This is a genomic window from Micromonospora sp. HM5-17 (genome assembly GCF_003762835.1).
Classification (GTDB): domain Bacteria; phylum Actinomycetota; class Actinomycetes; order Mycobacteriales; family Micromonosporaceae; genus Plantactinospora.
Window position 1 is genome coordinate 353357 of sequence record NZ_RJWA01000006.1, and the last position, 21669, is coordinate 375025.

Genomic DNA, 21669 nt, shown 5'->3' on the forward strand with positions numbered 1-21669 from the left:
GCGCCGGTTTGGTCGTAGCCCATCGCTCGCGCTCAGTAATCTTCACCGAGCGTACCCAAATTCCCACGCTCGGCGGTGCGGGCTGCCGAATTCCTTTCTGGCGTGTCCGGGTTACCCCGGCCGGGACGGACGCCACTGCGGCCGACACGGACGCGACCGCGGCGTGTCAGCTTGACCGGGTACGCCGGGCCAGCCAGATGCCGACGCTCATCACGACGACGCCGAGCAGCCCGACGACCAGGCGCGTCCCCTCGAGGGAGAGTTCCTCCTCGAATGCGGTGACTCCGATCAGCACGCTGGTGAACGGGTCGAGCAGGGCGATCGCGGTGAGCGGGGCGGCGATCGGCCCGCCCTGGTACGCGTTCTGGTTCAGGGTCAGGGCCGCGCCGCCGATCACCAGCAGGGCGTAGAGGTGCCAGTTGGTGACCACCCCGGTCAAATCGTCCGGAATTTTCTCGGTGACGCTCTTGAGCAGGGCGGCGGCCACGGCGTAGAGCAGCCCGGTGGCGATGCCCAGCATGAGGCCTCGGGTGGCGTCCTGGGTCCGCCAGGCGACGAGGAGGCAGACCGCGACGATGGCGCCGACGGCGGCCCCGACGCCGACCCAGCCCAGGGTGGTCGGCTCCTCCACCCCGCCCCGGGGATTCGCGGTGACCAGGAACGCGGTCAGCCCGGCAACCCCCATCGCCACCACCAGCAGGTCCCGTCGGTGCGGACGGCGACGCTCGATCGCGGCCTCCAGCGGGATCGCCATGAACAACCCGCTGACCAGGAGAGGCTCGACCAGGGCGAGCGCACCGAACCGGAGCGCGAGTGCCTGGAGGATGGTGCCGATGCCGTCCGGGATCCACCCGAGCAGCCACAGCCGTCGGTGCGCGAGCCGGAACAGCAGACGCGGGTCGATCGTCCGGGTCGACTCCTCCCGCTTGGCGGCCTGCTGTTCCAGGACGGAACTCACGGCGAAGCAGGCGGCCGAGGCGAGCCCCAGTGCGATGGCGACGCCGTTCACCGGGCCTCCGCGCGGCTCAGGTACGCCGGCCCGGCCGGTTGGCGGCCCGGGCGCCACCGCTGCCGTGGGGGCGGTCCGGCCTGGTCCACCACCGCGCCACCCCCGCGCGCAGCCCGCCCCAGCGGGTCGGGGTCCGACGCCGTGCCGCCCGCCCGGCCCCGACCTCGGGCGGCACCGGGCCGTCGGCCGGCTTGCGGAACGCCGCGGGCTCGAACAGCGCCGGATCGTCGACCGGCGCCGGCGAGCCGGGCCCCCGTCCCGGCGCGCCGCCCCGCTCCGGGACCGGGGGCGGCGCCGCGATGCCCCGGGTCACGTCGGCGACGACCTGGGCGGGGTCCATCGTGAAGAGCGCGAGCCCGGTCTCCCGCTGCCGCTGCCCGGCGGCGCCGTCGACGAGCCGGAGCAGCGCCGGGGCCAGGTCCGCCCGCCGGCGGACCCAGGTCGCGACGCCGGCCTGCGCCATGGTGGCGGCGTTGGCGCGGCCGTGACCGGGGATCGGCCGGTAGGTGGCGACCGGCACGCCCGAGGCCATCGCCTCCAGCGCGGTCAGCCCGCCGGCGTTCTCCACGAGCACGTCGGCCGCGCGCAGCAGCTCGGGCATGTCGTCCACCCAGCCGAAGACGTGGTTGATCCCGCGGCGCCGCAGCCGGCGGTAGAGGCCTGTGTTCCGTCCGCAGACCACGACCGGTACGGCCACCCCCGTCTCGGCGATCTCGGCCGCGGTCCGGGCGACCGCGCCGACCCCCCAGGAACCCGCGACCAGCAGGGCGAGCCGGGCGTCGACCGGGAGCCCCAGGCGCCCGCGGATCCGCCGCTTCTCCTCCGCCGTCCCGGGACGGAAGGCCGCCGAGACCATCCGGCCGGCCACCCGGACCTCACCGGCGCCGAGCGCCCGCGCCTCGGCCCGGGTGGTGACGTGGGCGGCGCAGTGCACGTCGATGCCGGGCGAGACCCAGATGGGATTCACCGCGAAGTCGGTCAGATAGGTGATGGCCGGTACGCCGAGCCGTCCCTCGCGCCGCAGCGGCCCGAGGAGCTGACTGACCACCGGGTACGTCGAGACGACCGCGCGGGTGTCCGGCGGCAGCGCCCGGAGCACCCGGGGCCGCACCGGGCGCAGCAGAGCCCGGGTGATCGGCGCGGCCCGACTGAAGTTGCCCCCGATGGCGAAGAGCAGTCCGTAGACCCAGGGGAGCCGGCTCAGAATGCCGTGGTAGGTGCCGCGGAGCAGCCGTCCCAACCGCCAGGGAAAGATGTCGGCCAAGTCCACGCAGTCGGCCCGCAGACCGCGGGCACGCAGCCGACGGGCCAGTTCCCGACTCGCGCCGTCGTGGCCGGCACCCGCGCTCGCGTAAATGATCATGACGAGTGGAGGTCGCTCTCCGCTGCCGGACGACGGCTCGGGCGCCTCCGCGCGGTTCGTCCGAAACCACCCGGGAGTGAAGCTCATCCCACCCTCTACCCGCCGAGAGTGCGAAGATTCCTCGTGGTTTCGCCCGTCGGACTCGCGCCTCGCCGGACTCGTTCCGCCCTCCGGCAGGGCCGCTGCGCCGTAGACTCGGTATCCCGACGTATGCCGGACCCGGGTGAGGCGCCGGCTGCGGGAGGTGGGAGAGCGGACGTCACCGGGGCCGTGCCGAGCGGCGGTGCCGCCCGGACGGTTACCGGTACCGGTGGCCGAGTTGGGCCCGGATCTCCCCGCCGGGATGGCGCGAGGTGTGCACGTTGACGTACATCCGGCCGGCCCGGATGGCGGCGATAACCTCGCCGATCTCCCCCGCCGCGATGCCCTGGGCGTCGGGGCCGATCACGTCGGCTGCCCGGATGGTGCCGGAGATCGACGCCGGCGCGGCGGGGCAGGGCTGGGTGCCCGCCGGCCCGTTGCCGAGGTTCGTGCAGAGGAAGATGCTGATCCCGCCGCTCTGCGCCCACCCGCCGAGATGGAGGTGCGCCTGTGTGACCTCGCCCGCGAGCCCCTCGTAGCTGAGCTGGTAGCTGATTTCCGGGGTATGCGGATCAATTCGGGCGGAGAAGCGGCCGCTACCGCTGGTGGAGACGACGAGCGGGTCCTCCTGGTAGCCGGTGAGGCGCTCCTGACGCACGCTCCACCCGCCACGGTCCTCGTCGCCGCCGTAGCGGTCGGCGTTGCCGTAGGCCAGCCGCGCCGTCCCGGCCGCGGCGGCCGACAGGGCGATCGCCGAGGCCGCAAGACCCCACCATCGTCTGGTCGTCATCGCCGCCTCCCCTGTCGGATCACCGCCCGGCTGAGACGGTCGATCGCCCAGGGGCGAGACCGCCTCCGACGGAGTGTTCGTTACTCTGCGTAACGGCGATCCGAGCCCACGGAGACGGACCACAGGTGACGGATCGTGGACAGCGCCCGGAACACGGGGCGCTCGATGCCACCAGGCTCGCGCCCGTACCACCTCGACCGGGGCGAACCCGGCGGCGGTGGCCGGCTCGCGGGTCAGCGTGGCGGGCGCGGGGCCGGCTGCGACCGGCCCGGCGGCGGGGGTGGCGACCGGTGTCAGCAGGCGTCGATCAGCGCCTCGAACTCGACCCGCGTCAATTCGTCGTCACGCTGAACCAGCTCGACGAAGGTCTTCTGGGCGTCGCGGGTCGTCGAGGTACCACTCCGACGCCGCTGTCCATGCCTCACCCCCGTTCCGCCGGGCCCACCGGAGCGGCGAACCGCCGGTTCCGGTTTGGTCCGCCACGGCGCCGTCGACAGATGTCGGACGACCCGGCCGGCGCACCGCCGGTCCTGGGTCAGGCCAGCTGCTCAGACGTCACGGGCTGGCCGAGGTCGACGGCCGGCCGGACCACGGATCAGGCTTCGGTGGCCTTCCAGCCGGGATCGATCGTGGCTGTCACCACGGCCACGCGACGCGGCCACACCTGGTCTTTCACGGCGATCTGGACAGCCAGCGCGCGTTGTCGGAGCCGACCTCGATCCGGTCGGAATCCGCGGCGGGCCGGCCCAGCCTCCGGAAGGCGTCTGTGCGCACCAGCATGTCAAGGCACCTCCTGTGTCACCCAACAGTGCTGTCGATGCGCGACACCCCCGTTGTACCATGTCATCGGAACGACGACAACTAGTCCGTCATCAGAACGATGACATTTTCGGTACCGGCGCGGCCGGGACGGAGCCGGACGGGAGGGACCGCGATGGCGGACCGGCGGGAGACCCGGGTGAGCCCGGACGGCACCCAGCCGCGTGGGCACCAGATCGACGCGCACGAGCCCCTGTGCACCAGCAGCGCGCTCGACCGGGTGCAGGCCGTGACCAGCCGGATCGGCGCGCTGCCGCCGGCCCCGCGGGTCGCGCCCGAGCGGACCGGCACGGGCGCGCGGTCCGGCCGCACCTCGAGGCCGGCCGGGCGACGCGGCGAGCCGGACGGCGGGGCCGACCCGGCGGAGCCGGCCGGACAGACAGCGGACGACGACCCGACCGTGGCCCAGATCCTCGACGCACTCGTTCTGCTGCGGCGGCTCCGGGCCGAGTTGGAGAGCTGGGAGCCGCGGCTCATCGCCGCCGCCCGGGAGCGGGGCGCGAGCTGGGCGGAGCTGGCACCGGCGCTCGGCGTGGCGAGCCGGCAGGCCGCGGAGCGCCGGTACCTACGGCTGCGCCCCAGCGACGACGACGCCGCGCACCTGACCCGCGACGACCGGGTCCGGGCCGAGCGGGACCGCCGGGCCGGCGACCGCGCGGTCGCCCGGTGGGCCCGGGACAACGGGGCCGACCTGCGGCAGCTTGCCGGCCAGATCACCGCACTGACCGACCTCGCCCCGTCGGCCCGCGCCGACCTGGACCGGCTCCACGAAGCACTGGGCGACAGCGACCCGAGCACCCTCGTCCGACTGATCACCGAGACCGCGCGCCATCTCCGCCCCGCCCATCCCGCACTCGCCGCCCGGGTAGACGCGATGACCGAACGGATTGACGAGGTACGGCAGAGCACCCGGGAGCGTCGGGCCAGCGGCCGGTCCTGATTGCCGCACCGCAAGTTCCCCGCTCAGACGAGTCTGAGTAAGCCGAACAGCTGATTTATCATTTAATGTTTTGTGATATGATGCGGGATTTGGCGGCTAGCGTCGCTCGGGTGAACCGTACGTACAGCAACAGCGCCCGCGTCGCCGCGGCGGCCCGGGCAGCCCACCTCATCGTCGACAACGAACCCCGCATCTTCCAGGACTCGCTGGCCGAGGCCCTGCTCGGCGACCAGGCCGCCGAGTTGCTCGGCTACCACCGGCAGCACGGCCACCAACCCATCCTGGCAAACGCCCGGGTGCAGGCCACCGTACGGGCCAGGGTGACGGAGGACATTCTCGCGGACGCGGTCGCCTCCGGTGTGGACCAGTACGTCCTCCTCGGCGCGGGGCTCGACTCGTTCGCCTACCGGTCGCCCCTCGCCCCGACCGTACGGGTCTTCGAGGTCGACCACCCGGCGACCCAGACCGCCAAGCGCGAGCGACTCTCGGCGATCGGCGTGGACACCACCCGGGTCCGCTACGTCCCGGTCGACCTCGAGGTCGAGACGCCCACCCTGCGCGATCGCCTGCTCGACGCCGGCCTGGACCCAACGCGGCCGGCGGTGGTGAGCTGGCTCGGCGTCACCATGTACCTCACCCCCAACGCCACCGGGGCAACCCTCGCCCAGCTCGCCACCCTGGCACCCGGCACGCAGCTCGTCCTCGACTACATCCTCCCGGCCGAGCAGCGTGACGAGGCCGGGAAGATGTACGCCGAACTGGTGTCGGCGCACACGGCCGAACGGGGCGAGCCGTGGCTCGGTTTCTTCACTCCCGACCAGATGTCCGCGCTCCTGGCCACGCACGGGTTCCGGATGGTCCGCGACGTCGGGCAGCGGGAGGCGCTGGATCCGGCGATGTGGCAGCGGACCGACGCCCTGCGGCCGGCCGCCCTCGCCCGGATCGGCCACGCGGTGCTCCGCGCCGGCTAGGGCGTGTCCCACGGGGTCACCGGCGGGTTGCGGCGCAGCCGCGGACGCCGGGCAACGAACGCCGGGGAGTGGCGGGGCCCGCCACTCCCCGGCCCTTTTGTTGGCATGTCAAACTATTGACAGCCAGGTCGAATAGATGTGAATCTCTGGCCAGGGCACCGTCGCCGGAGCCGGGCGGCCGTGCGGAGGCACCGGGCAGCCTCCCGCGTACTCGATCGTCATCGACGTCTGGGGAGCCCCCATGCCATCACTCGCCCATCATCTCCACCCGGCCCGGCGCCGTACGCCCACACTGGTACTCCTGCGGATCCTCGCCGTCGCGGTGACCGGGATCGTGCTGCTCGCCACCGCCCTCGTCGACACCGCCGAGGCACACGGGTCGGCGATCAACCCACCGTCCCGCAACTACGGCTGCTGGAAGCGGTGGGGCAGCGACTTCCAGAACCCACGGATGGCCACCGAGGACCCGATGTGCTGGCAGGCCTGGCAGGCCGACCCGAACGCCATGTGGAACTGGAACGGCCTCTACCGGGACGGCGTCGCCGGCAACCACCAGGCGGCGGTGCCGGACGGCCAGCTCTGTAGTGCCGGCCAGACCGGCGGCACGCGGTACGCCGCGCTCGACAACCCGGGCGCCTGGCATGCGGCCCAGGTCGGCACCACCTTCGGGGTCACCGTCCACGACCAGGCCCTGCACGGCGCCGACTACTTCCGGATCTACGTCACCCGGCAGGGCTTCAACCCGCTCACCCAGCGGCTGCGCTGGTCGGACCTGGAACTCGTCCGGGAGACCGGCCGGTACGCGCCGGGCGAGGGCACCCGGGAACCCAACGATCCGGTGCTCAACGGCGTCTCCAACACCATCACCGTCAGCGCGCCGGGACGGACCGGTCGACACATCGTCTACACGATCTGGAAGGCGAGCCACGCGGACCAGACGTACTACTGGTGCAGCGACGTGATCTTCGGCGGCTCGGGCGGCAACCCGACCCCGACCGCCACCGCGACCCCACGGCCGACCACTCCCCCGGCCACCACGCCGCCGGCTGGCCCGGGTGACTGCTCGGCGACGTACACGATCACCGGTAGCTGGTCCGGCGGCTTCCAGGCCGACGTCCGGGTCACCGCGGGCAGCACGGCGATCAGCGGCTGGACGGTCACCTGGACCTTCGCCAACGGGCAGCAGATCAGCAACAGCTGGGGTGCCGACATCACCAGCAGCGGAGCCACCGTCACCGCCCGCAACACCACGTACAACGGCAGTCTCGGAGCCGGCGCCAGCACCACCTTCGGATTCCTCGCGTCCTGGAACGGCAGCAACGCCGTACCGGCGCTGAGCTGCACCGCCGCCTGAGCAGCGGATGCGACGAGGGTCCTCCTCCCGTCGGCACCACGTCGGGAGGGGACCCTCGTCGGTCTCGCCCCTCCCCGGGAGGCGCACCCGGTTCCCCGACCGCGGGAACCCTGGCCGTCGCTCAGTCGAGGGAGACGCTCAGTCGAAGGAGACGTGGTCGAAGGCGTACGGGTTGCTCAGCTCGTCGCGGCGGCGCCGGAGAAGGTCGAGTTCGCCGGCGAGTGCGCTCCGGTCGCGCAGCGGCAGCGCGACGAGGTCCCGAAGTCGGAGCCGCTCCCCCACCGCCATCGTCGCGAGGTCCTCGGCCAGCCGAGCCGGCTCGATCCCGCAGCCGAACCGGTACTGCCAGATCCGCACCCGCTCGAAGAGGAACTCCCCGGGGCGTACCTGCAACCACGCCCAGCCCTCGGCCGGGCCGTCCTTCCAGTCCAGCCGAAGGCTGCGCAGGATCGGATCCACGAGCTCCCGGTTCACGTACGCGTCGACCGCGGCCGCCCGGGCCACCGCGCCGAGGTCGTTGACGGGCCCGGTCCGGCCGTCGGGCAGACGACCGAGGATGTCGCGGAATCCCGACGGCTCGGCCAGAGCCAGCTCGCCGAGGTCGCTCGGGTCCCCGGCCGCCTCCAGGAACACGCGGGCGTCGATGACGTACTCGACGATCCGGCGGGCCCGCGGACCCGGTCGCAGGGTCGGCGACTCGATCCGCAGCACCTCCAACCCGACCGCCTCGCAGACGGCGTGCTTCATCCGCTCGCTTCGCTGACGCTGCGGAGTCTGGGCGGTGGGGTCGACGAACTCGACCACGAACGGGGCCGCCCGGCCGGCGGGATCGACGACCACGAAGTCGAAGAGCGCCCGGCTCGCCGTGTTCCACTGGTTGGCGGTGACCCCCGGCGGCCGGCGCGGCACGACCTGGCCGAGCCGCTGTCGGCAACGGGCGATCCGGCCGGCCCGCTCGATGGGCTCGCCACCCGCCCCGGTCTCGTCAAGGTCGCCGGGGAGGCCACGGGCCGAGGCCCCGTCGTTGTCGCTCGTCGCCATCTGTTCCCTGGTCCGTAACGTCCGCAGCCCGCCGCCACGCCTCGGGCGGAAGCCTCCCCATGCTAGAAAGCCGTCGGGGAGGCACCGTCGCCGGTCCGGCGGCGTGGCCCGTGCCCGGGGTCAGGACGGCGGGGACCAGATGACCAGACCCAGGCACATCTCGTCGCTGGTCCCCTCGCCCCAGACGACGTACCGGGGTGGCAGGTCGCGCAGCTGGGGCAGACGCCGCCGCAGTGTGGCGTCGTGTGTACAGGTGACCCGGTAGACGTCGCCGGGTTTGACCGCGACCGGCTCCGGCAGCGGGTGGGTTCCCTGGTCGTCGAAGTTGTACACCGGGACGTCGAGCAGGGTCCGGGCGCCCGGGGTCCCCGGGTTGAGGTCGATCCGGATCGACCGGCCGAGCAGGTGCATGTGGCCGGCGAGGGCGTGCACCAGACCGGGCTGGGTGACCCGGTGGTCGCAGGACTGGGTGTTGCCCGGCACGGCTGGTTCGCCCCGGCGGCAGGCGGCGCCGATCTGCTCCGTCCGCCGGGCGGCGTCGGCGCCGAACCGCCGGGCCACGTCGCGGAGCGCGGCCGTCCGGTCGCACAGCTCGCCCTCCTCGCCCGGGGCGCAGGGCAGTTCGACCGGCGCCGGCAGCAGTGCGGTGACGAGCGGGTCCAGCGGGGTACGGCCGTCGGCGAGCCGCAACCGGATGCCGGACTGGTCGGTACCGACCGGCCGATTGCCGAGGGTCAGCAGGTTGTAGTGCACCTGCATCGCCAGCAGGCTGCCCGGCGGCATCGGGTAGCCCAGCCCGGGGGCGAGTAGCGTCTCGTTGACGCCGGGAGCCCAGTGCGCCACCCAGGCCGCCTGGCCGACCCCGGCGTCGCCGAAGCAGGTCCATCCGGGACCCGGCGACTCGGCGTCGAACCGGCGTACCGCCGCCACCTCGGACGGCTCGATCCGGAAGAAGATCGCGTGGTGCACGATCTCGACGTTCTGCGGCAGGAACTGGCTACCGGTCAGGTACGCCGGACTGGTCAGCTCCGGATCGACCAGGAAACAGCGGTACTCGTCGGTGCCGCCGGCGGGGGGCGCCGGCCGGTACGGCTCGGGCATCGACAGGGTCAGGAACCGCTCCCCGTCCCGCAGCGGGGTGGGCGGAGGCGGGGTGGACCCACCGTGACGGCCGTGCGGACCGGACGCTGTCGGCGTCGGTGCCGCTGCCGGGTCCGGGTCGGCGGCGCAGGCGGTGGTCAGGAGGAGGGCAGCCAACAGGGCCGCCCCGGTGCGGATTCGCCGTACGCGTCGGTGCACGTCATACATAACGGTCAGACTGCGCCAGGGATCCGGCCACGACGACGCCTCCCAGAGGATTTATCAGGATGAGGACGTCGTCCGGAGCTGGCGGCACCGGTGGCGATCCGCCGGCTCCGCCGACGTTCCACGTTGAACCTTTTTCGGGCGGGAACCGAACTACCGGGCGACGACGGTCGGCGAAACGGAGGATGCTCACGTGGGTCACAGGGTGGGGCGAATCGTCGGGATCCTGGCGGCAGCCCTCGTCGGCACGACGCTCGACACGACGCCCGCGACCGCGGACGTGTCGGTGACCCCGACACAGGCGGTCCGCGGCGGCGCGGTGAAACTGACCTTCCAGGTCCCGGAGGACCGGGCGCCGGCGTACACCACCCAGATCGAGGTACGGCTCCCGGAGGCGACACCGGTCGCGGAGGCGTACCCGATGTCGGTGCCGGACTGGGCCCCGCGGATGACCATGCGCCGCCTCGCCCAGCCCCTCGACGGTCTTCACGGCGGCCGGATCACCGAGGTCGTCGCCGCGATCACCTGGACCCGGGCCGACGGCGCGCCCCGGTCGGGCCGCCCGGCCGAACTGACCATCTCCCTCGGCCCGCTGCCCGAGGCCGACCGGATGGTCTTCGCGGTACGGCAGACGTACTCGGACGGGTTGGTGACGAACTGGGACGAGGTCGCGCCGCGGGAGGGCGGGTCCCCGCCGGCACGTCCCGCGCCGGTCCTCACGCTGCTGCCGGCCGCGACCGCGCCGTCGCCGTCCGGGGCCGGATCGGACACCGGCACCGAGGCGCGGGAGGCGGGCCCGGCCGGTGACGGGTCCGGCGGATTCGGATCGCTGGCGGTCGGTTCGGCCGCCGGGCTGGTCGCCGCGGCGGCGCTCGGCGCCTGGCTGCTGCTGCGGCGACGGGACGACGCCCGCCCCGACCGCGACCGTCGCCCGGGACGGGCGTGGCGGCTGCGGGAGTGACCACTCCCCGCCGGCCGACCCGCCCTGGGCTCCGGCGCGGGCCGTCAGCCTCCGGCGCCGGCCGTCCCCTGCCGGGCGGTCATTCCCCGACGTCGGTCGTCCCGGCGGGTTCGGTCTCGCCCGGACGCAGCACCGCCTCGGGGCGACACAGCACCGTCACCCGGTAGGAGAGGCCCAGATTGGAGAAGATCGTGCCCCGCAACCCGAGGCAGAGGCCGACCCCCGGCTCCCCCTCCGGGTGCTCGAAGAACTCGACCACCGGCTCGGCGAGGGCGCCGACCAGCCCCTGGGTCCGCATCGCCGTCGTCGCCACCTGGAGCAGCCCGGCGCTGACCTGCACCTCGACGTCGTCGAGGGCGTCCAGGTCGTACCAGTGGGTGTCCGGCAGGAAGAGCCGCGACTCCACCTCCCGCTTCCGGTAGTCCGGTCCGAGCTGGCCGCTCTCCTGGTCGGGGCGGTCGCCGATCCAGGCGATCCCGGCATAGTCGGTGCGGAGCCGCCGGACGTCGGCGGGGAAGCCCGTGACGATCGTGTCGAGGCGCGGCTGGGCGACGAGGTGCACGTCTGCGTCGGTCACCCGCGGCACATTAGCACCGCGACGACGGCACCGGTCCCGACCACCCGGGATGACCAGCACTCCCTCCGACCGGCGTGCCGGGGTACGCCCACCGGGCCCCCGCGGATCGACGCCGGCGGCTACCCTGGGGTCCCCGCTGGACGGACCTCCGCCGTCGCCGGAGAATGCATCGAGCGACGACGGTGACTGTCACAACGGGCACGGTTCGTCACCCGGGCCACTCCGGGTGACCCAGTGAGCGAGCGCTGATCGGGGACGCAGATGGGCATCATGGGGCAGCTGCAGCGAGCGCACGCGCAGCAGGTGCACGCCGAGCAGCGTGCCCAGGCCACACTGTATCGGCAGCATCAGCAGATGCTCTGGGAGGCCGAGCACGCCCGGCGGGTCGCGGAACGCGCGGCCGAGGAGGACGCGCGGGAGCGCCGGCGGCTGTACGTTGAGGCCCGGGCGAAGCGGGTGGCGGCGGCGAACGCCGACCTCCGGTCCCGATTGGACGAACTCGACAACCTGCTGCACACCACGCTCGCCATCGACGACCACATCGACCTGGAGCGGCTCAAGAAGACGCCGACCTATCCCCCGTTCGAGCCGGGTGAGCTCGGCGTGCCGCTGAAGGCCCCGGACTGGCGGCGGTTCGCCCCGCCGACGCCGCACGCGCTGGACAAGATGTTCGGCGGCGAGTCACGGTACCAGCGGCTGCTGGCCGAGGCCGAGCAGGCGTTCGAGAAGGCGAAGGCGAAGCACGCGGCCGCCGAGGCGGCTCGGCAGCAGCGTCTCGCCGAGGCGCGGCGGGCGTACGAGCAGCAGCGGCGGCAGATCGATGCGGAGGTCGCCGCCCACAACGAGGAGATCGACCGGTTCGGGGCGGCGTTGGCCGCCGCCGAGCCCAACGCGGTCGTCGCGTACTTCGGCCTGGTCCTCGGCAACTCGGTCTACCCGGAGGACTTCCCCCAGCGGTACCGCCTCGCCTACGTCCCCGACTCCCGGCTGATCGTCGTGGAGTACCTCCTCCCCACGGTCGCGGTCATTCCGCGGATCCGCGAGTATCGCTACGACCGGGCCCGCGACGAGGTGCTCACGGTCACCCGTCCCACCGACGAGATCCACCGCCGGTACGCCGAGGTGATCGCCCAGATCTCGCTCCGGACCGTGCACGAGCTGTTCGAGGCCGACCGGACCCGGCTGGTGGAGACGATCGTCTTCAACGGCATCGTCGAGACGATCCATCCGGGCACCGGTCAGCCGGTGCGTCCCTGCCTGGTGACGCTCCGGACCGAGCGAAAGACGTTCACCGCGATCAACCTCGCCAACGTCGACCCGTCGGCCTGCCTGCGCCACCTGCGGGCCACCGTCTCGTCCCGTCCCGAGGAGCTGGTGCCGGTCCGGCCGGTGCTGGAGTTCGACGTGGTCGACAAGCGCTTCGTCGACGAGGTCGACGTCCTGGCCGACCTGGACCAGCGGCCGAACCTGCTCGCCCTCAGCACCGCGGAGTTCGAGGGCGTGATCCGGGACCTCTTCGCCAAGCTGGGTCTGGAGACCAAGACGACCCGGGCCGCGCCGGACGGCGGCGTCGACTGCGTGGCGTTCGACCCCCGGCCGCTCTTCGGTGGCAAGGTGGTCATCCAGGCCCGGCGACACCGGGGCACCATGGACGTCTCCGCGGTACGGGACCTCTTCGGCACCGTCCTCGACGAGGGCGCGACCAAGGGAATCCTCGTCACCACCAGCAGCTACGGCCCGGACTCGGTCGAGTTCGCCTCGGGCAAGCCGCTGGAGCTGATCGACGGCTCCCAGCTGCTCCACCTGTTGGCCGAGCACGCCGACGTTCGGGCGCGGATCGATCCGAGCGGGAGCTGACGGTTCCGGTCAGCCCGGATCGGTGCCGTGCCGGCGGTCGTACGCCTCCCGGGCGGCGGCGATCGCCGCTCGGTGGCGTTCGGCCCAGCCGGTGAGGGTCACCAGCGCCTCGTAGAGTTCCCGGGCCATCTCGGTGGCGGCGTACTCGACCCGGGGCGGCACCGTGGGATAGACGGTACGGGTCAGCAGCCCGTCCCGCTCCAGGTTGCGCAGCGTCAGGGTGAGCATCCGACGGCTGATCCCCGCAACGGCCCGTTCCAGCTCGGTGAAGCGGACCGGCCGCCGGCTCGCCTCGATGATGATGGCGATACTCCACTTGCCGCCGATCCGGTCGAGCACCTCGCGCGCCGTGCAGGCGCCGATCATCCCGGACTCCGCCTGCGCCGACACCTCGCCGTGTCGGTCGGACATCGGGGCTGCCTCCTCGTCGCGGGCCACGGGGCCGGGTCCGGTGCCGACCCGGCGGCGTCGCCGGTCACACATCGTAACCCGGCGCCGGTCCACCGACCGCGGCGGTCGCCGGTCGGGTCGCCGCGCCCGATCCGGTCCCGAGACCGGGCGAGGAGTGAAGCGGAGAGATCGGCGGTGCCCCGGAGATGCCGGGGTGAGGAGTGAACCGGGGGTGTCGGGGTAAGGCCGTCAACCGGACCGGGTCGGCGCGGAGGGGGCGAGATGTCGGCCACGACGAGGAACCAGCCCGCCGGGCGAGGACCGACATCCCGGACGGTGTTGGCCGTCAACGCGGGCTCCTCCAGCATCCGGCTCAACTACGTCCGGGACGGTCACCTCCTCGACGGGGCCGACCGGGCGGAGCCGCCCGGCTCGGCGGGGGCGGCGCGGTTCGTCCGGGACGTCATCGCGGCCCACGACCCGCCGGACGCGGTCGGGCACCGGCTGGTGCACGGCGGTGACCTGGTCCGGGCCCCAACCCGGGTCGACGACGCGATCCGCGCCCGGCTGGACGAGCTGGCGACGCTGGCGCCGCTGCATCTCCCGCCCGCCCTGCAGTTGCTCGACCAGGTCCGGGAGCAGCTCCCCGACGTACCGCACGTGCTCTGCCCGGACACCGCCTTCCACGCGGAGCTGCCGGAGGCCGCCGCCACCTACCCGCTGCCACTGGAGTGGCGGCAGCGGTGGGGGCTCCGCCGGTACGGCTTCCACGGCCTGTCGTACGCGTACGCGCTGCGCCGTACCGCCGACCTGCTCGGCCGGCCGGTGGACGACCTCCAGATCCTCCTGGCCCACCTCGGCGGCGGGGCGTCGGTCTGCGCCGTCCGGAACGGACGCAGCGTCGACACCTCGATGGGGTTCACCCCGCTGGACGGGGTACCGATGTCGAAGCGGTCCGGCGCCGTCGACCCCGGCATGCTGCTCTGGCTCCTGGAGGATGACCGGCTCAGCCTGGCCGAACTCACCGAGGGGCTCAACCGCCGGGCGGGGCTGCTCGGACTGTCCGGCGGCCGGTCGGACGACACCCGCGACCTGGTCGCCGCGGCGTCCACCGACCGGGCCGCAGCCCTGGCGCTCGCCGTCTACGCCCACCGGGTACGCCGAGAACTGGCCGCCGCCGCGACCAGCCTGGACCGACTGGACGCGCTGGTCTTCACCGGCGAGATCGGCTGGGACCAGCCGGAGGTACGGCACGACGTCTGCGCCGGGCTTCGGCTGCTCGGCGTCGAGCCGCCCCGAGGGGGCAACCCGGACGCCGACGCGGTGGTATCCGCTCCGGGTGCCGCGGTGCCGGTGCTCGTCGTCGAGTCCCGGGAGGACCTGGAGGTGGCGGCGGAGACGCTGGCGGTGCTGGGCTGGGTCGGACCGGCGCGGGGCTAAGCGGACGCGTTCCCACGTCGCCGGCGTGCTCAGGCCATCAGGCTGGTGAGGAAGTCGCCGATCCCCTGGGCGATGGCCATCAGGACGCTGCCGATGGTCTCGACCATGTCGGCGGCGCCGTCCGGCCGGAAAGCGATGAAGAAGATCAGGAACCCGACGAAGAGCCAGGTCAGGATCTTCTTGGCAAGAACCGGCATCTTTCCTCCGCTGGGGCTTCCCCCGTCTCGTCCGACCGGGTCCTCGGTGTTACGAGCGCTGGCGTCACGGCGGGTACCGCCTGTCCTCGGTCGACCACCCCACCCGCCCGGTCCCGGCGGGTCGACGATCGTGTGCTCCGCTTCCCCGGCCCGACCGGCGCGCAAACGGCCGCTGCCGCGTCGTTCCCCGGTGCCGGCGATATCGGGTTGCCGACCCGGTCGGCGTCGGTCCCCGGCGCGCCCGCCGCGCCGTTCGCCCGGTCTGGACCATCCGATCCGCAGGGGCAACCCGTACGGTAGCGGCGCCACTGCTCCTTATGTCCGGATATCGCGGGAGCTGTCGTTCCTGGCCGCCTCCGGTACGCCGAAGCAGCACCGGCTCACCCGGGTGCACCGCATCGCCTCGGCGGCCGGACCCCGGCCTCGCCTCCGCTCACCACCGACGACCGCGGCACGCCGCCCGCCACACAGCCGGGGCACGCGCCAGCCGACCCGGAGGGTAGGTTAGCCTACCCTTCATATCGGGGGGAGGACGCGCGTGCGGAGCGACACGGCCTCGGCGCGTACCGTGCTGGCCGGTGCCGTCACCGGTCAGGCCCGGTACGTCGCCCTCAGCGCAGTGCTCAGCGTCGGCCACCAGGCCGGCGAGGCACTGGTGCCGGTCCTGATCGGGGTCGTCATCGACCGGGCCGTCGGGACGGGCGGGCTCCTCGACCTGGTCCTCTGGATCGGCGTGCTCGCCCTGACGTTCGCGGCCCTCTCCACGAGCTTCCGGTTCGGTGCCCGCACCGCGGAACGGGCCGTCGCGCAGGCCGCGCACCGGCTCCGGGTCGCGATCACCCGGCGGGTGCTGGATCACCGGGGCGGGCTGACCGCCACACACCTGCCCGGCACGCTGGCGTCGATCGCCACCAGTGACGCGGAGCGGGTCGGCATGGTCAACCTGGCTCTCGCCACCGGCATCGGCGGCCTGGCCGGGCTGGTCGTCGGCAGCGTGGCGCTGATGGTCGTCTCCGTCCCGCTGGGCCTCCTGGTGCTGGTCGGCGCGCCGCTGCTGCTGTGGCTCGCGCGGCTGCTCGCCCGGCCGCTGGAACGGCGCAGCCACGCCGAACAGGAGCACGCCGCGTACGCCTCCGGACTGGCCGCCGACCTGGTCGCCGGGCTGCGGGTGCTCAAGGGACTGGGCGCCGCCCCGGCGGCGGCCCGGCGGTACCGCCGGGCCAGCCGGGACTCCCTCGCCGCCACCGTCCGGGCCGCCCGGGCCCGCGCCTGGCACGACGGCATCCTGCTCACCGTCACCGGGCTCTTCGTCGCGGCGGTCGGCCTGGTCGGCGGTCGGCTCGCGACGCAGGGCGCGATCACCGTCGGGCAACTCGTCGCCGCCGTCGGTCTGGCCCTCTTCCTCCTCGGCCCGCTCTCCCTCGTGAGCTGGGTCAACGGCGAGTTCGCCCAGGGGCGGGCCTCCGCCGCCCGGATCGCCGCCGTGCTCGGCGCCCCACCCGGCACGCCGGACGGCACCGCGGCGCCGGCGGAGCCGGTACGCGGCCGGATCGACCTGCGCGACGTCTACTCCGGCACCCTGCGCGGCATCGACCTGTGCGTCGAGCCGGGAGCGCTTGTCGGGATCGTGGCCACCGACCCGGCCGTCGCCGACGACCTGCTCCGCTGCCTGTCGCGGGAGACCGATCCGGAGCGGGGCAGCGTCGAACTGGACGGCGTACCGCTGCGTACGCTGGACCCGGCGGAGCTGCGCCGCGTGCTCCTCGTCGCGCCACACCAGGCGGACCTGTTCGAGGGGACCCTGCTCGACAACGTGGCCGCGCCGGTCGTCGCCGTCGCCGCCCGGGCCTCCGACCCGGGGCCGCACGAGGGCTCCCCATCCGCCGGGCCGGACAGGGAGCCGCACGAGGGCTCCCCATCCGCCGGGCCGGACAGGGAGCCGCACGAGGGCGCTGCATCCGCCGGGCCGGACGGCGTGGACCCGCTCGCTGTTCCGGCCGTCCGGCAGGCCATCGCCGCCGCGGACGTGACCGAGGTGGCCCGGGCCCTGCCGGACGGCCTCCGCACCCGGCTCACCGAACGGGGCCGGTCCCTCTCCGGCGGGCAGCGGCAACGGGTGGCGCTGGCCCGGGCACTCGCCGCCGAGACGCCCGTTCTGGTGCTGCACGATCCGACCACCGCGGTCGACGCCGTCACCGAGGCCCGGATCGCCGAGGGCGTGCGGGCGCTGCGACACGGCCGGACGACCCTGCTGGTCACCACGAGTCCAGCCCTGCTCGCCGGCACCGACCGGGTGGTCCTCCTCGACGGCGGGGCGGTCCGCACCGAGGGGCGCCATTCCGACCTGGTCCGGGAGGAGCCCCGCTACCGGGCGGCGGTGCTGGGGTGACCCACGGAGACGAGAGGGCGCTGCTGCCCACGGCGACCGGTGCGGAGGCCCGGGCCGCGCTGCGCGAGCTGCTCCGGCCGCGCCGCCTCCTGGCACTGGGTGCCTTCGGGCTGCTCAGCGCCGCCACGGCGGTCGGCCTGCTCACCGCGCCGGTCCTCGGCGGCATCGTGGACCTCGCCGTCGCCGGCCGGCCGCCGGACGCGGTCACCGCCCCCGCGCTGCTGCTCGTCACCATCGCGGTGGTGCAGGGGGTCTGCCTGGCCGCCGGGCAGACGCTCGTCGCCCGGCTCGGTGAGGAGATGCTGGCCGACCTGCGCGAACGATTCGTCGACCGGGTGCTGGCGCTGCCGCTCGCCGTCGTGGAGCGGGCCGGCTCCGGCGACCTGACCTCCCGGGTCACCGGCGACGTCACGGTCATCGCAGAGGCGGTCCGGACGGCGTTCCCGCAGCTGGCCCGCTCGGCGCTGACCATCGGCCTGACCCTGGTCGGGCTGGTGGTGCTGGACTGGCGTTTCCTGCTCGCCGCCCTGCTCGCCCTCCCGGTGCACCTGCGCACCGTCCGGTGGTACGCCGGGCGGGCCCGGTCCCTCTACGCCCGGCAGCGGGTGGCGCTCGGCGCCCAGCAGCAGCAACTGCTCGACACGATCGGCGGGGCGGCGACGGTACGCGCCTTCCGGCTCGCCGAGTCGCACCTGGACCGGGTCGCCGTACGCTCGCGGCACGCGGTCGACCTCACCCTGCGCGGCATCCGGTTGATGACCCGGTTCTACGGCCGGCTCAACGTCGCCGAATTCGTCGGCCTGTCGGCGGTCCTGGTCACCGGCTTCCTGCTGGTCCGGGCGGACGCGGTGAGCGTCGGTACGGCAGCCGCCGCCGCGCTCTACTTCCACAACCTGTTCAACCCGCTCAACGCCGCGCTCAGCCTCGTCGACGACGCGCAGTCGGCGGCGGCCAGCCTGGCCCGGTTGGTCGGCGTCAGCCGGCTCTCCGCCGCGGACCGGACCGACGACGGTGCCAGACTCGGCGCTTCGGTGTTGGCCGACGGCGGCGACGTCGCCATCCCTCCGTCATCGAGGTCGGCCGATGACGCGGCCGATCCGGCCGGAGCCGACGAGACCGCCGTGCCGGCAGCCGGACCCGTCGTCCCGGCCGACACCACCGGTATCGCCATCGAGGTCAAGGGGCTGCACCACGCCTACGCGCCCGGCCACGAGGTGCTGCGCGACGTCAGCTTCACCGTGGCGCCGGGCGAGCGGGTGGCGCTGGTCGGCGCGAGTGGCGCGGGCAAGACCACGCTGGCCCGGCTGATCGCCGGCATCGACCGGCCGAGCAGTGGCGTGATCCGGCTCGGCGGGGTGCCGGTCGACGAACTTGGCGGGCAGGTGACCGGCCGCATCGTGGCGCTGGTGAGCCAGGACGGGCACGTCTTCGCCGGCCCGCTCGCCGACGACCTGCGGCTCGCCCGTCCCGACGCGACGGACGAGGCGCTGCGCACCGCGCTCGACCGGGTCGGTGCCCTGGGCTGGGCCACGGCCCTCCCGGACGGACTCGCCACCGTCGTCGGCGAGGGGGGCCACCGGCTCACCGCGGCCCAGGAGCAGCAGCTCGCGCTGGCCCGGCTCGTGCTGGCCGCGCCCCCGGTGGTGATCCTGGACGAGGCCACCGCCGAGGCGGGCAGCGCCGGCGCCCGTCTCCTGGAGTCCGCCGCCGACCGGACCCTGGCGGGACGTACCGCCCTCGTGATCGCCCACCGACTCAGCCAGGCCGCTACGGCCGACCGGGTCATCGTGCTCGACGCCGGCCGCGTGGTCGAGACCGGCACCCACGACGGCCTCGTCGCCGCGGGCGGCCGGTACGCGTCGCTCTGGTCCGCCTGGTCTGGCGCCCGCGGGTAGGCGCGGCCACCGATCATCGCCGCCGCCCTCGGCGACCGCGACGTCGCGGTGCCCGGCTACGGCGTCGGCTGCGCTGCCCCGCCCGGGCCGCGGCCATCCGCTCGCGGAGGCTACGCGGCCGCGGGTCGGTCCAGTTCGCCTCGACGTACGCCAGGCAGGCGTCCCGGGCCAGGCACGGCCGGTGCCGACGGCCGGTCCGGAGTGACCGGTGCCGCCGGCGCGCCGGGCGTGGCGGGCGTCGCGGGTGCGGACAACGACGCGCCGGGCAGTGGCAGCGCGGAGAGCGACAGCGCGGAGAGCGGCACGTCGGGCGCGGCCAGGGCCGCACGGAGGAGTGGACGAACCCACCGGCCAGCCGGCGGGCGGTCGCCGAATCGATGTCGCCGGCGGGTGGCGGGGCCGGCTCCCCGGTCGGGTCGTTCAGCAGCAGCCGGGGCAGCTCCGGGGCCGCCGGCAGTCGCGCGGCGAGCGTGGCCGTGGTGACCAGGCAGACGGGCTGGGCGTCGGCGAGCAGGTAGCGGATCCGCTCGGCCGGGTGGTCGGGATCCAGCGGCAGGTACGCGCCGCCGGCCTTGAGCACCACCACCTCGGCGATGATCATCTCCACCGACCGGGGCAGGCAGAGCGCGACGACCTTCTCCGGCCCGCCCCCGGGCCAGCAGCCCGTGCGCCAGCCGGTTGGCCCGGGCGTTCACCTCGGCGTACGTCAGCTCGGTCTCCCCGAAGACCAGCGCCACCGTCTCCGGGGACCGCCGGACGCCGGCCTCGAAGAACGCCGGCCAGGCCGCCGGCGGGCCCGGCGCCACGGTCTCGTTCCATTCCACGAGGATCCGGTGCCGTTTCACTGTGCTCGGTCCGTCGTCGGCCGGATCCAGACCGGTTGTGGGCACGACGAGGTACCGCCTCTCGCAGCGGGTGGAGGGTGGGGAGGAGGGAGTGGTTGACCGGCCGGCGGGCCGGGGCGGCCCGCCGGTCCGCCGGCCGGTGGCTCAGGCGCCGCCCAGCAGGGGCAGGATCTGGTCCAGGGCGTACGGGATGCTCAGCACGGTGCTGAAGGAGAGCGCGGCGCCGATCGGCGGGTTCTCGTACGGCAGGAAGAGCGCCCCGTTCCGCTTCGCCACCTCCAGGGTGGCGTAGACCCGGTCGGCCCGGACCCGGGGCTCGGCGGAGGCGTCCGAGGTGAGGAAGAAGACGCGGTCGACGTCGATGAGGTCGAGCCGCTCGGAGCCGATCTCGGCGGCGTACTCGTCGCCGACCGCGTCGACGATCTGCTGCGGCACGGTGAAGCCGAGCTGGGTCAGGAAGACGACCTTCGGGTCGCTCGGCGCGAAGACGGCGTACTTGCCGGCCTCGTACGGGTCGACCACCGCAACGGTCTTCCCGGCGAACTCCGGGTGTTCCTGGCGGGCCTTGGCGAACCGGGCGTCGACCTCGGCGATCAGCTGCTCGGCCCGGTCCGGCTTGCCGAGCGCCCGACCCGCCTGCCGGGTCATCTCCTGCCAGGGGGCGGCGTAGTCGGGGTAGCCCTTCGGCTGGGCCACGGTCGGGGCCAGCTGTGAGAGCTTCTGGTACTGCTCCTGGGTCATCCCCGAGTAGAGACCGATGATGAGATCCGGCTTCAGCGCGGCGACCTTCTCCAGGTTGTAGTCGTCGCGCTCGCCGACGACCTCGGGCGGGGTGCCGCCCCACAGCGGCTGTGCCCACGGCCACTTCCCGTACGGCCGTTCCCCGAACCAGTCCACGGCGCCGACCGGCACCGTCCCGAGGGCGAGCACCGGGTCCTGGTCGCTGAGCCCGAGCGTCACGACCCTGGTCGGCGGGCGGGGAATCTCGGTGGTGCCGTACTTGTGCTCGACCCGTACCGGGAAGGCGCCGGAGCCGGTCGCGGGCGCCGGGTCGGCGTCGTCGGAGTCGCCGCCGCAGCCGGCCAGGCCGAGGGCGAGGACGAGCAGGGCGGCGGCGAGCCGGGGACGACGGCGGGTGGTGCGAAGTGATGAGCTGGACATGGGCTCCTCGTCGGATCGTCGGCCGACGTTCTCGGGCGGCCGCTGGGCGGGGCAGCGGGACGGTGCCCGGGACCGGCCGTCGGCGCGGCGCGGACCAGGCCCGGCCGCGGTGCCGGACGGCAGGCGTCAGGACGGTCGGATGCCGTCGGCGCGGCGGAAACGTGTGCGGTACACCGACGTCGGGTGTGACGCCGGCCGGCCGGGCCGGCACGGAGTCCCGGCCCGCGACGGGCGGTGGCGCCCGCTGCGGCCGATAGTAAGGTAATCCTTACCTAACCTCAACC

General features: G+C 74.0%; 18 protein-coding genes and 1 pseudogene. 8 read left to right on the plus strand and 11 right to left on the minus strand.

Annotated elements, in window-relative coordinates; genetic code table 11:
* Positions 1 to 166: 166 nt before the first annotated feature.
* The 4 genes from EF879_RS19380 to EF879_RS28515 form a co-directional block, all read right to left on the minus strand.
* Positions 167 to 1009 (minus strand): DMT family transporter, encoded by an 843-nt coding sequence (locus EF879_RS19380; RefSeq protein WP_148086484.1) that lies wholly within the window; start codon positions 1007 to 1009, stop codon positions 167 to 169.
* Between the two features lie 16 nt (positions 1010 to 1025).
* Positions 1026 to 2372 carry a glycosyltransferase gene (locus tag EF879_RS19385; protein ID WP_158624206.1) on the minus strand — a complete coding sequence of 449 codons (1347 nt, stop codon included), beginning with the start codon at positions 2370 to 2372 and terminating at the stop codon, positions 1026 to 1028.
* A 298-nt stretch (positions 2373 to 2670) separates the two neighbouring features.
* Entirely contained in the window at positions 2671 to 3243 is a 573-nt protein-coding gene (locus EF879_RS19390) for a CHRD domain-containing protein (protein ID WP_123560584.1), read from the minus strand.
* Between the two features lie 293 nt (positions 3244 to 3536).
* Positions 3537 to 3668, minus strand: coding sequence for a hypothetical protein (locus EF879_RS28515; RefSeq protein WP_255420924.1), 132 nt, complete (start codon positions 3666 to 3668; stop codon positions 3537 to 3539).
* 509 nt (positions 3669 to 4177) lie between these two features.
* On the opposite strand from EF879_RS28515, the gene EF879_RS19400 reads away from it, so the two are divergent.
* From EF879_RS19400 to EF879_RS19410, 3 genes are all read left to right on the plus strand, one after another.
* On the plus strand, positions 4178 to 5002 hold the full coding sequence (locus EF879_RS19400; RefSeq protein WP_123560587.1) for a hypothetical protein: 825 nt from the start codon (positions 4178 to 4180) through the stop codon (positions 5000 to 5002).
* Positions 5003 to 5112: 110 nt separating this feature from the next.
* Positions 5113 to 5973, plus strand: coding sequence for an SAM-dependent methyltransferase (locus tag EF879_RS19405; RefSeq protein WP_199736509.1), 861 nt, complete (start codon positions 5113 to 5115; stop codon positions 5971 to 5973).
* 241 nt (positions 5974 to 6214) lie between these two features.
* Entirely contained in the window at positions 6215 to 7327 is a 1113-nt protein-coding gene (locus EF879_RS19410) for a lytic polysaccharide monooxygenase (RefSeq protein WP_123560590.1), read from the plus strand.
* Between the two features lie 138 nt (positions 7328 to 7465).
* On the opposite strand, the gene EF879_RS19415 is transcribed toward EF879_RS19410, so the two are convergent.
* Together EF879_RS19415 and EF879_RS19420 are read right to left on the minus strand one after the other, a co-directional pair.
* Positions 7466 to 8368, minus strand: a complete 903-nt coding sequence (locus tag EF879_RS19415) for a DUF2726 domain-containing protein (protein WP_123560592.1) — start codon at positions 8366 to 8368, stop codon at positions 7466 to 7468.
* Between the two features lie 120 nt (positions 8369 to 8488).
* Entirely contained in the window at positions 8489 to 9676 is a 1188-nt protein-coding gene (locus EF879_RS19420) for a monooxygenase (RefSeq protein WP_123560594.1), read from the minus strand.
* A gap of 190 nt (positions 9677 to 9866) precedes the next feature.
* Here EF879_RS19420 and EF879_RS19425 point away from each other — a divergent pair, with 190 nt between their 5' ends.
* Positions 9867 to 10634, plus strand: coding sequence for a YcnI family protein (locus EF879_RS19425; protein WP_123560596.1), 768 nt, complete (start codon positions 9867 to 9869; stop codon positions 10632 to 10634).
* 79 nt (positions 10635 to 10713) lie between these two features.
* On the opposite strand, the gene EF879_RS19430 is transcribed toward EF879_RS19425, so the two are convergent.
* Positions 10714 to 11211: a hypothetical protein gene (locus EF879_RS19430; protein ID WP_148086486.1), complete on the minus strand. Its 498-nt coding sequence runs from the start codon at positions 11209 to 11211 to the stop codon at positions 10714 to 10716.
* Between the two features lie 270 nt (positions 11212 to 11481).
* Between EF879_RS19430 and EF879_RS19435 the strand changes: the two genes are divergently transcribed.
* Positions 11482 to 13068, plus strand: a complete 1587-nt coding sequence (locus EF879_RS19435) for a restriction endonuclease (protein WP_233604580.1) — start codon at positions 11482 to 11484, stop codon at positions 13066 to 13068.
* Between the two features lie 9 nt (positions 13069 to 13077).
* On the opposite strand, the gene EF879_RS19440 is transcribed toward EF879_RS19435, so the two are convergent.
* Positions 13078 to 13479 carry a helix-turn-helix domain-containing protein gene (locus EF879_RS19440; protein ID WP_123560797.1) on the minus strand — a complete coding sequence of 134 codons (402 nt, stop codon included), beginning with the start codon at positions 13477 to 13479 and terminating at the stop codon, positions 13078 to 13080.
* Between the two features lie 318 nt (positions 13480 to 13797).
* Here EF879_RS19440 and EF879_RS19445 point away from each other — a divergent pair, with 318 nt between their 5' ends.
* The gene (locus EF879_RS19445) at positions 13798 to 14898 is read left to right on the plus strand and encodes an acetate/propionate family kinase (protein WP_199736510.1); all 1101 of its coding nucleotides are present in this window, start codon (positions 13798 to 13800) and stop codon (positions 14896 to 14898) included.
* Positions 14899 to 14927: 29 nt separating this feature from the next.
* On the opposite strand, the gene EF879_RS27730 is transcribed toward EF879_RS19445, so the two are convergent.
* A complete protein-coding gene (locus EF879_RS27730) occupies positions 14928 to 15095 on the minus strand; it encodes a hypothetical protein (RefSeq protein ID WP_199736511.1) in 168 nt (55 codons plus the stop codon).
* Positions 15096 to 15633: 538 nt separating this feature from the next.
* On the opposite strand from EF879_RS27730, the gene EF879_RS19455 reads away from it, so the two are divergent.
* Both EF879_RS19455 and EF879_RS19460 read left to right on the plus strand, forming a co-directional pair.
* On the plus strand, positions 15634 to 17484 hold the full coding sequence (locus EF879_RS19455) for an ABC transporter ATP-binding protein (protein ID WP_233604581.1): 1851 nt from the start codon (positions 15634 to 15636) through the stop codon (positions 17482 to 17484).
* Entirely contained in the window at positions 17481 to 19379 is a 1899-nt protein-coding gene (locus tag EF879_RS19460) for an ABC transporter ATP-binding protein (protein WP_123560606.1), read from the plus strand. The genes EF879_RS19455 and EF879_RS19460 overlap by 4 nt, the downstream gene beginning before the upstream one ends.
* Positions 19380 to 19392: 13 nt before the next feature.
* Here EF879_RS19460 and EF879_RS19465 read toward each other — a convergent pair.
* Positions 19393 to 20269: pseudogene (locus EF879_RS19465) on the minus strand (AMP-binding protein).
* Positions 20270 to 20368: 99 nt separating this feature from the next.
* Positions 20369 to 21385, minus strand: coding sequence for an iron-siderophore ABC transporter substrate-binding protein (locus tag EF879_RS19470; RefSeq protein WP_123560608.1), 1017 nt, complete (start codon positions 21383 to 21385; stop codon positions 20369 to 20371).
* Positions 21386 to 21669: the final 284 nt, after the last annotated feature.

Excerpts from the sequence above, each read along its gene's own strand:
- EF879_RS19385 (WP_158624206.1), bottom strand. The coding sequence starts at position 2,372 with ATGATCATTTACGCGAGCGCGGGTGCCGGCCACGACGGCGCGAGTCGG.
- EF879_RS19390 (WP_123560584.1), bottom strand. The coding sequence starts at position 3,243 with ATGACGACCAGACGATGGTGGGGTCTTGCGGCCTCGGCGATCGCCCTG.
- EF879_RS19400 (WP_123560587.1), top strand. The coding sequence starts at position 4,178 with ATGGCGGACCGGCGGGAGACCCGGGTGAGCCCGGACGGCACCCAGCCG.
- EF879_RS19410 (WP_123560590.1), top strand. The coding sequence starts at position 6,215 with ATGCCATCACTCGCCCATCATCTCCACCCGGCCCGGCGCCGTACGCCC.
- EF879_RS19415 (WP_123560592.1), bottom strand. The coding sequence starts at position 8,368 with ATGGCGACGAGCGACAACGACGGGGCCTCGGCCCGTGGCCTCCCCGGC.
- EF879_RS19420 (WP_123560594.1), bottom strand. The coding sequence starts at position 9,676 with ATGTATGACGTGCACCGACGCGTACGGCGAATCCGCACCGGGGCGGCC.
- EF879_RS19435 (WP_233604580.1), top strand. The coding sequence starts at position 11,482 with ATGGGGCAGCTGCAGCGAGCGCACGCGCAGCAGGTGCACGCCGAGCAG.
- EF879_RS19440 (WP_123560797.1), bottom strand. The coding sequence starts at position 13,479 with ATGTCCGACCGACACGGCGAGGTGTCGGCGCAGGCGGAGTCCGGGATG.
- EF879_RS27730 (WP_199736511.1), bottom strand. The coding sequence starts at position 15,095 with ATGCCGGTTCTTGCCAAGAAGATCCTGACCTGGCTCTTCGTCGGGTTC.
- EF879_RS19470 (WP_123560608.1), bottom strand. The coding sequence starts at position 21,385 with ATGTCCAGCTCATCACTTCGCACCACCCGCCGTCGTCCCCGGCTCGCC.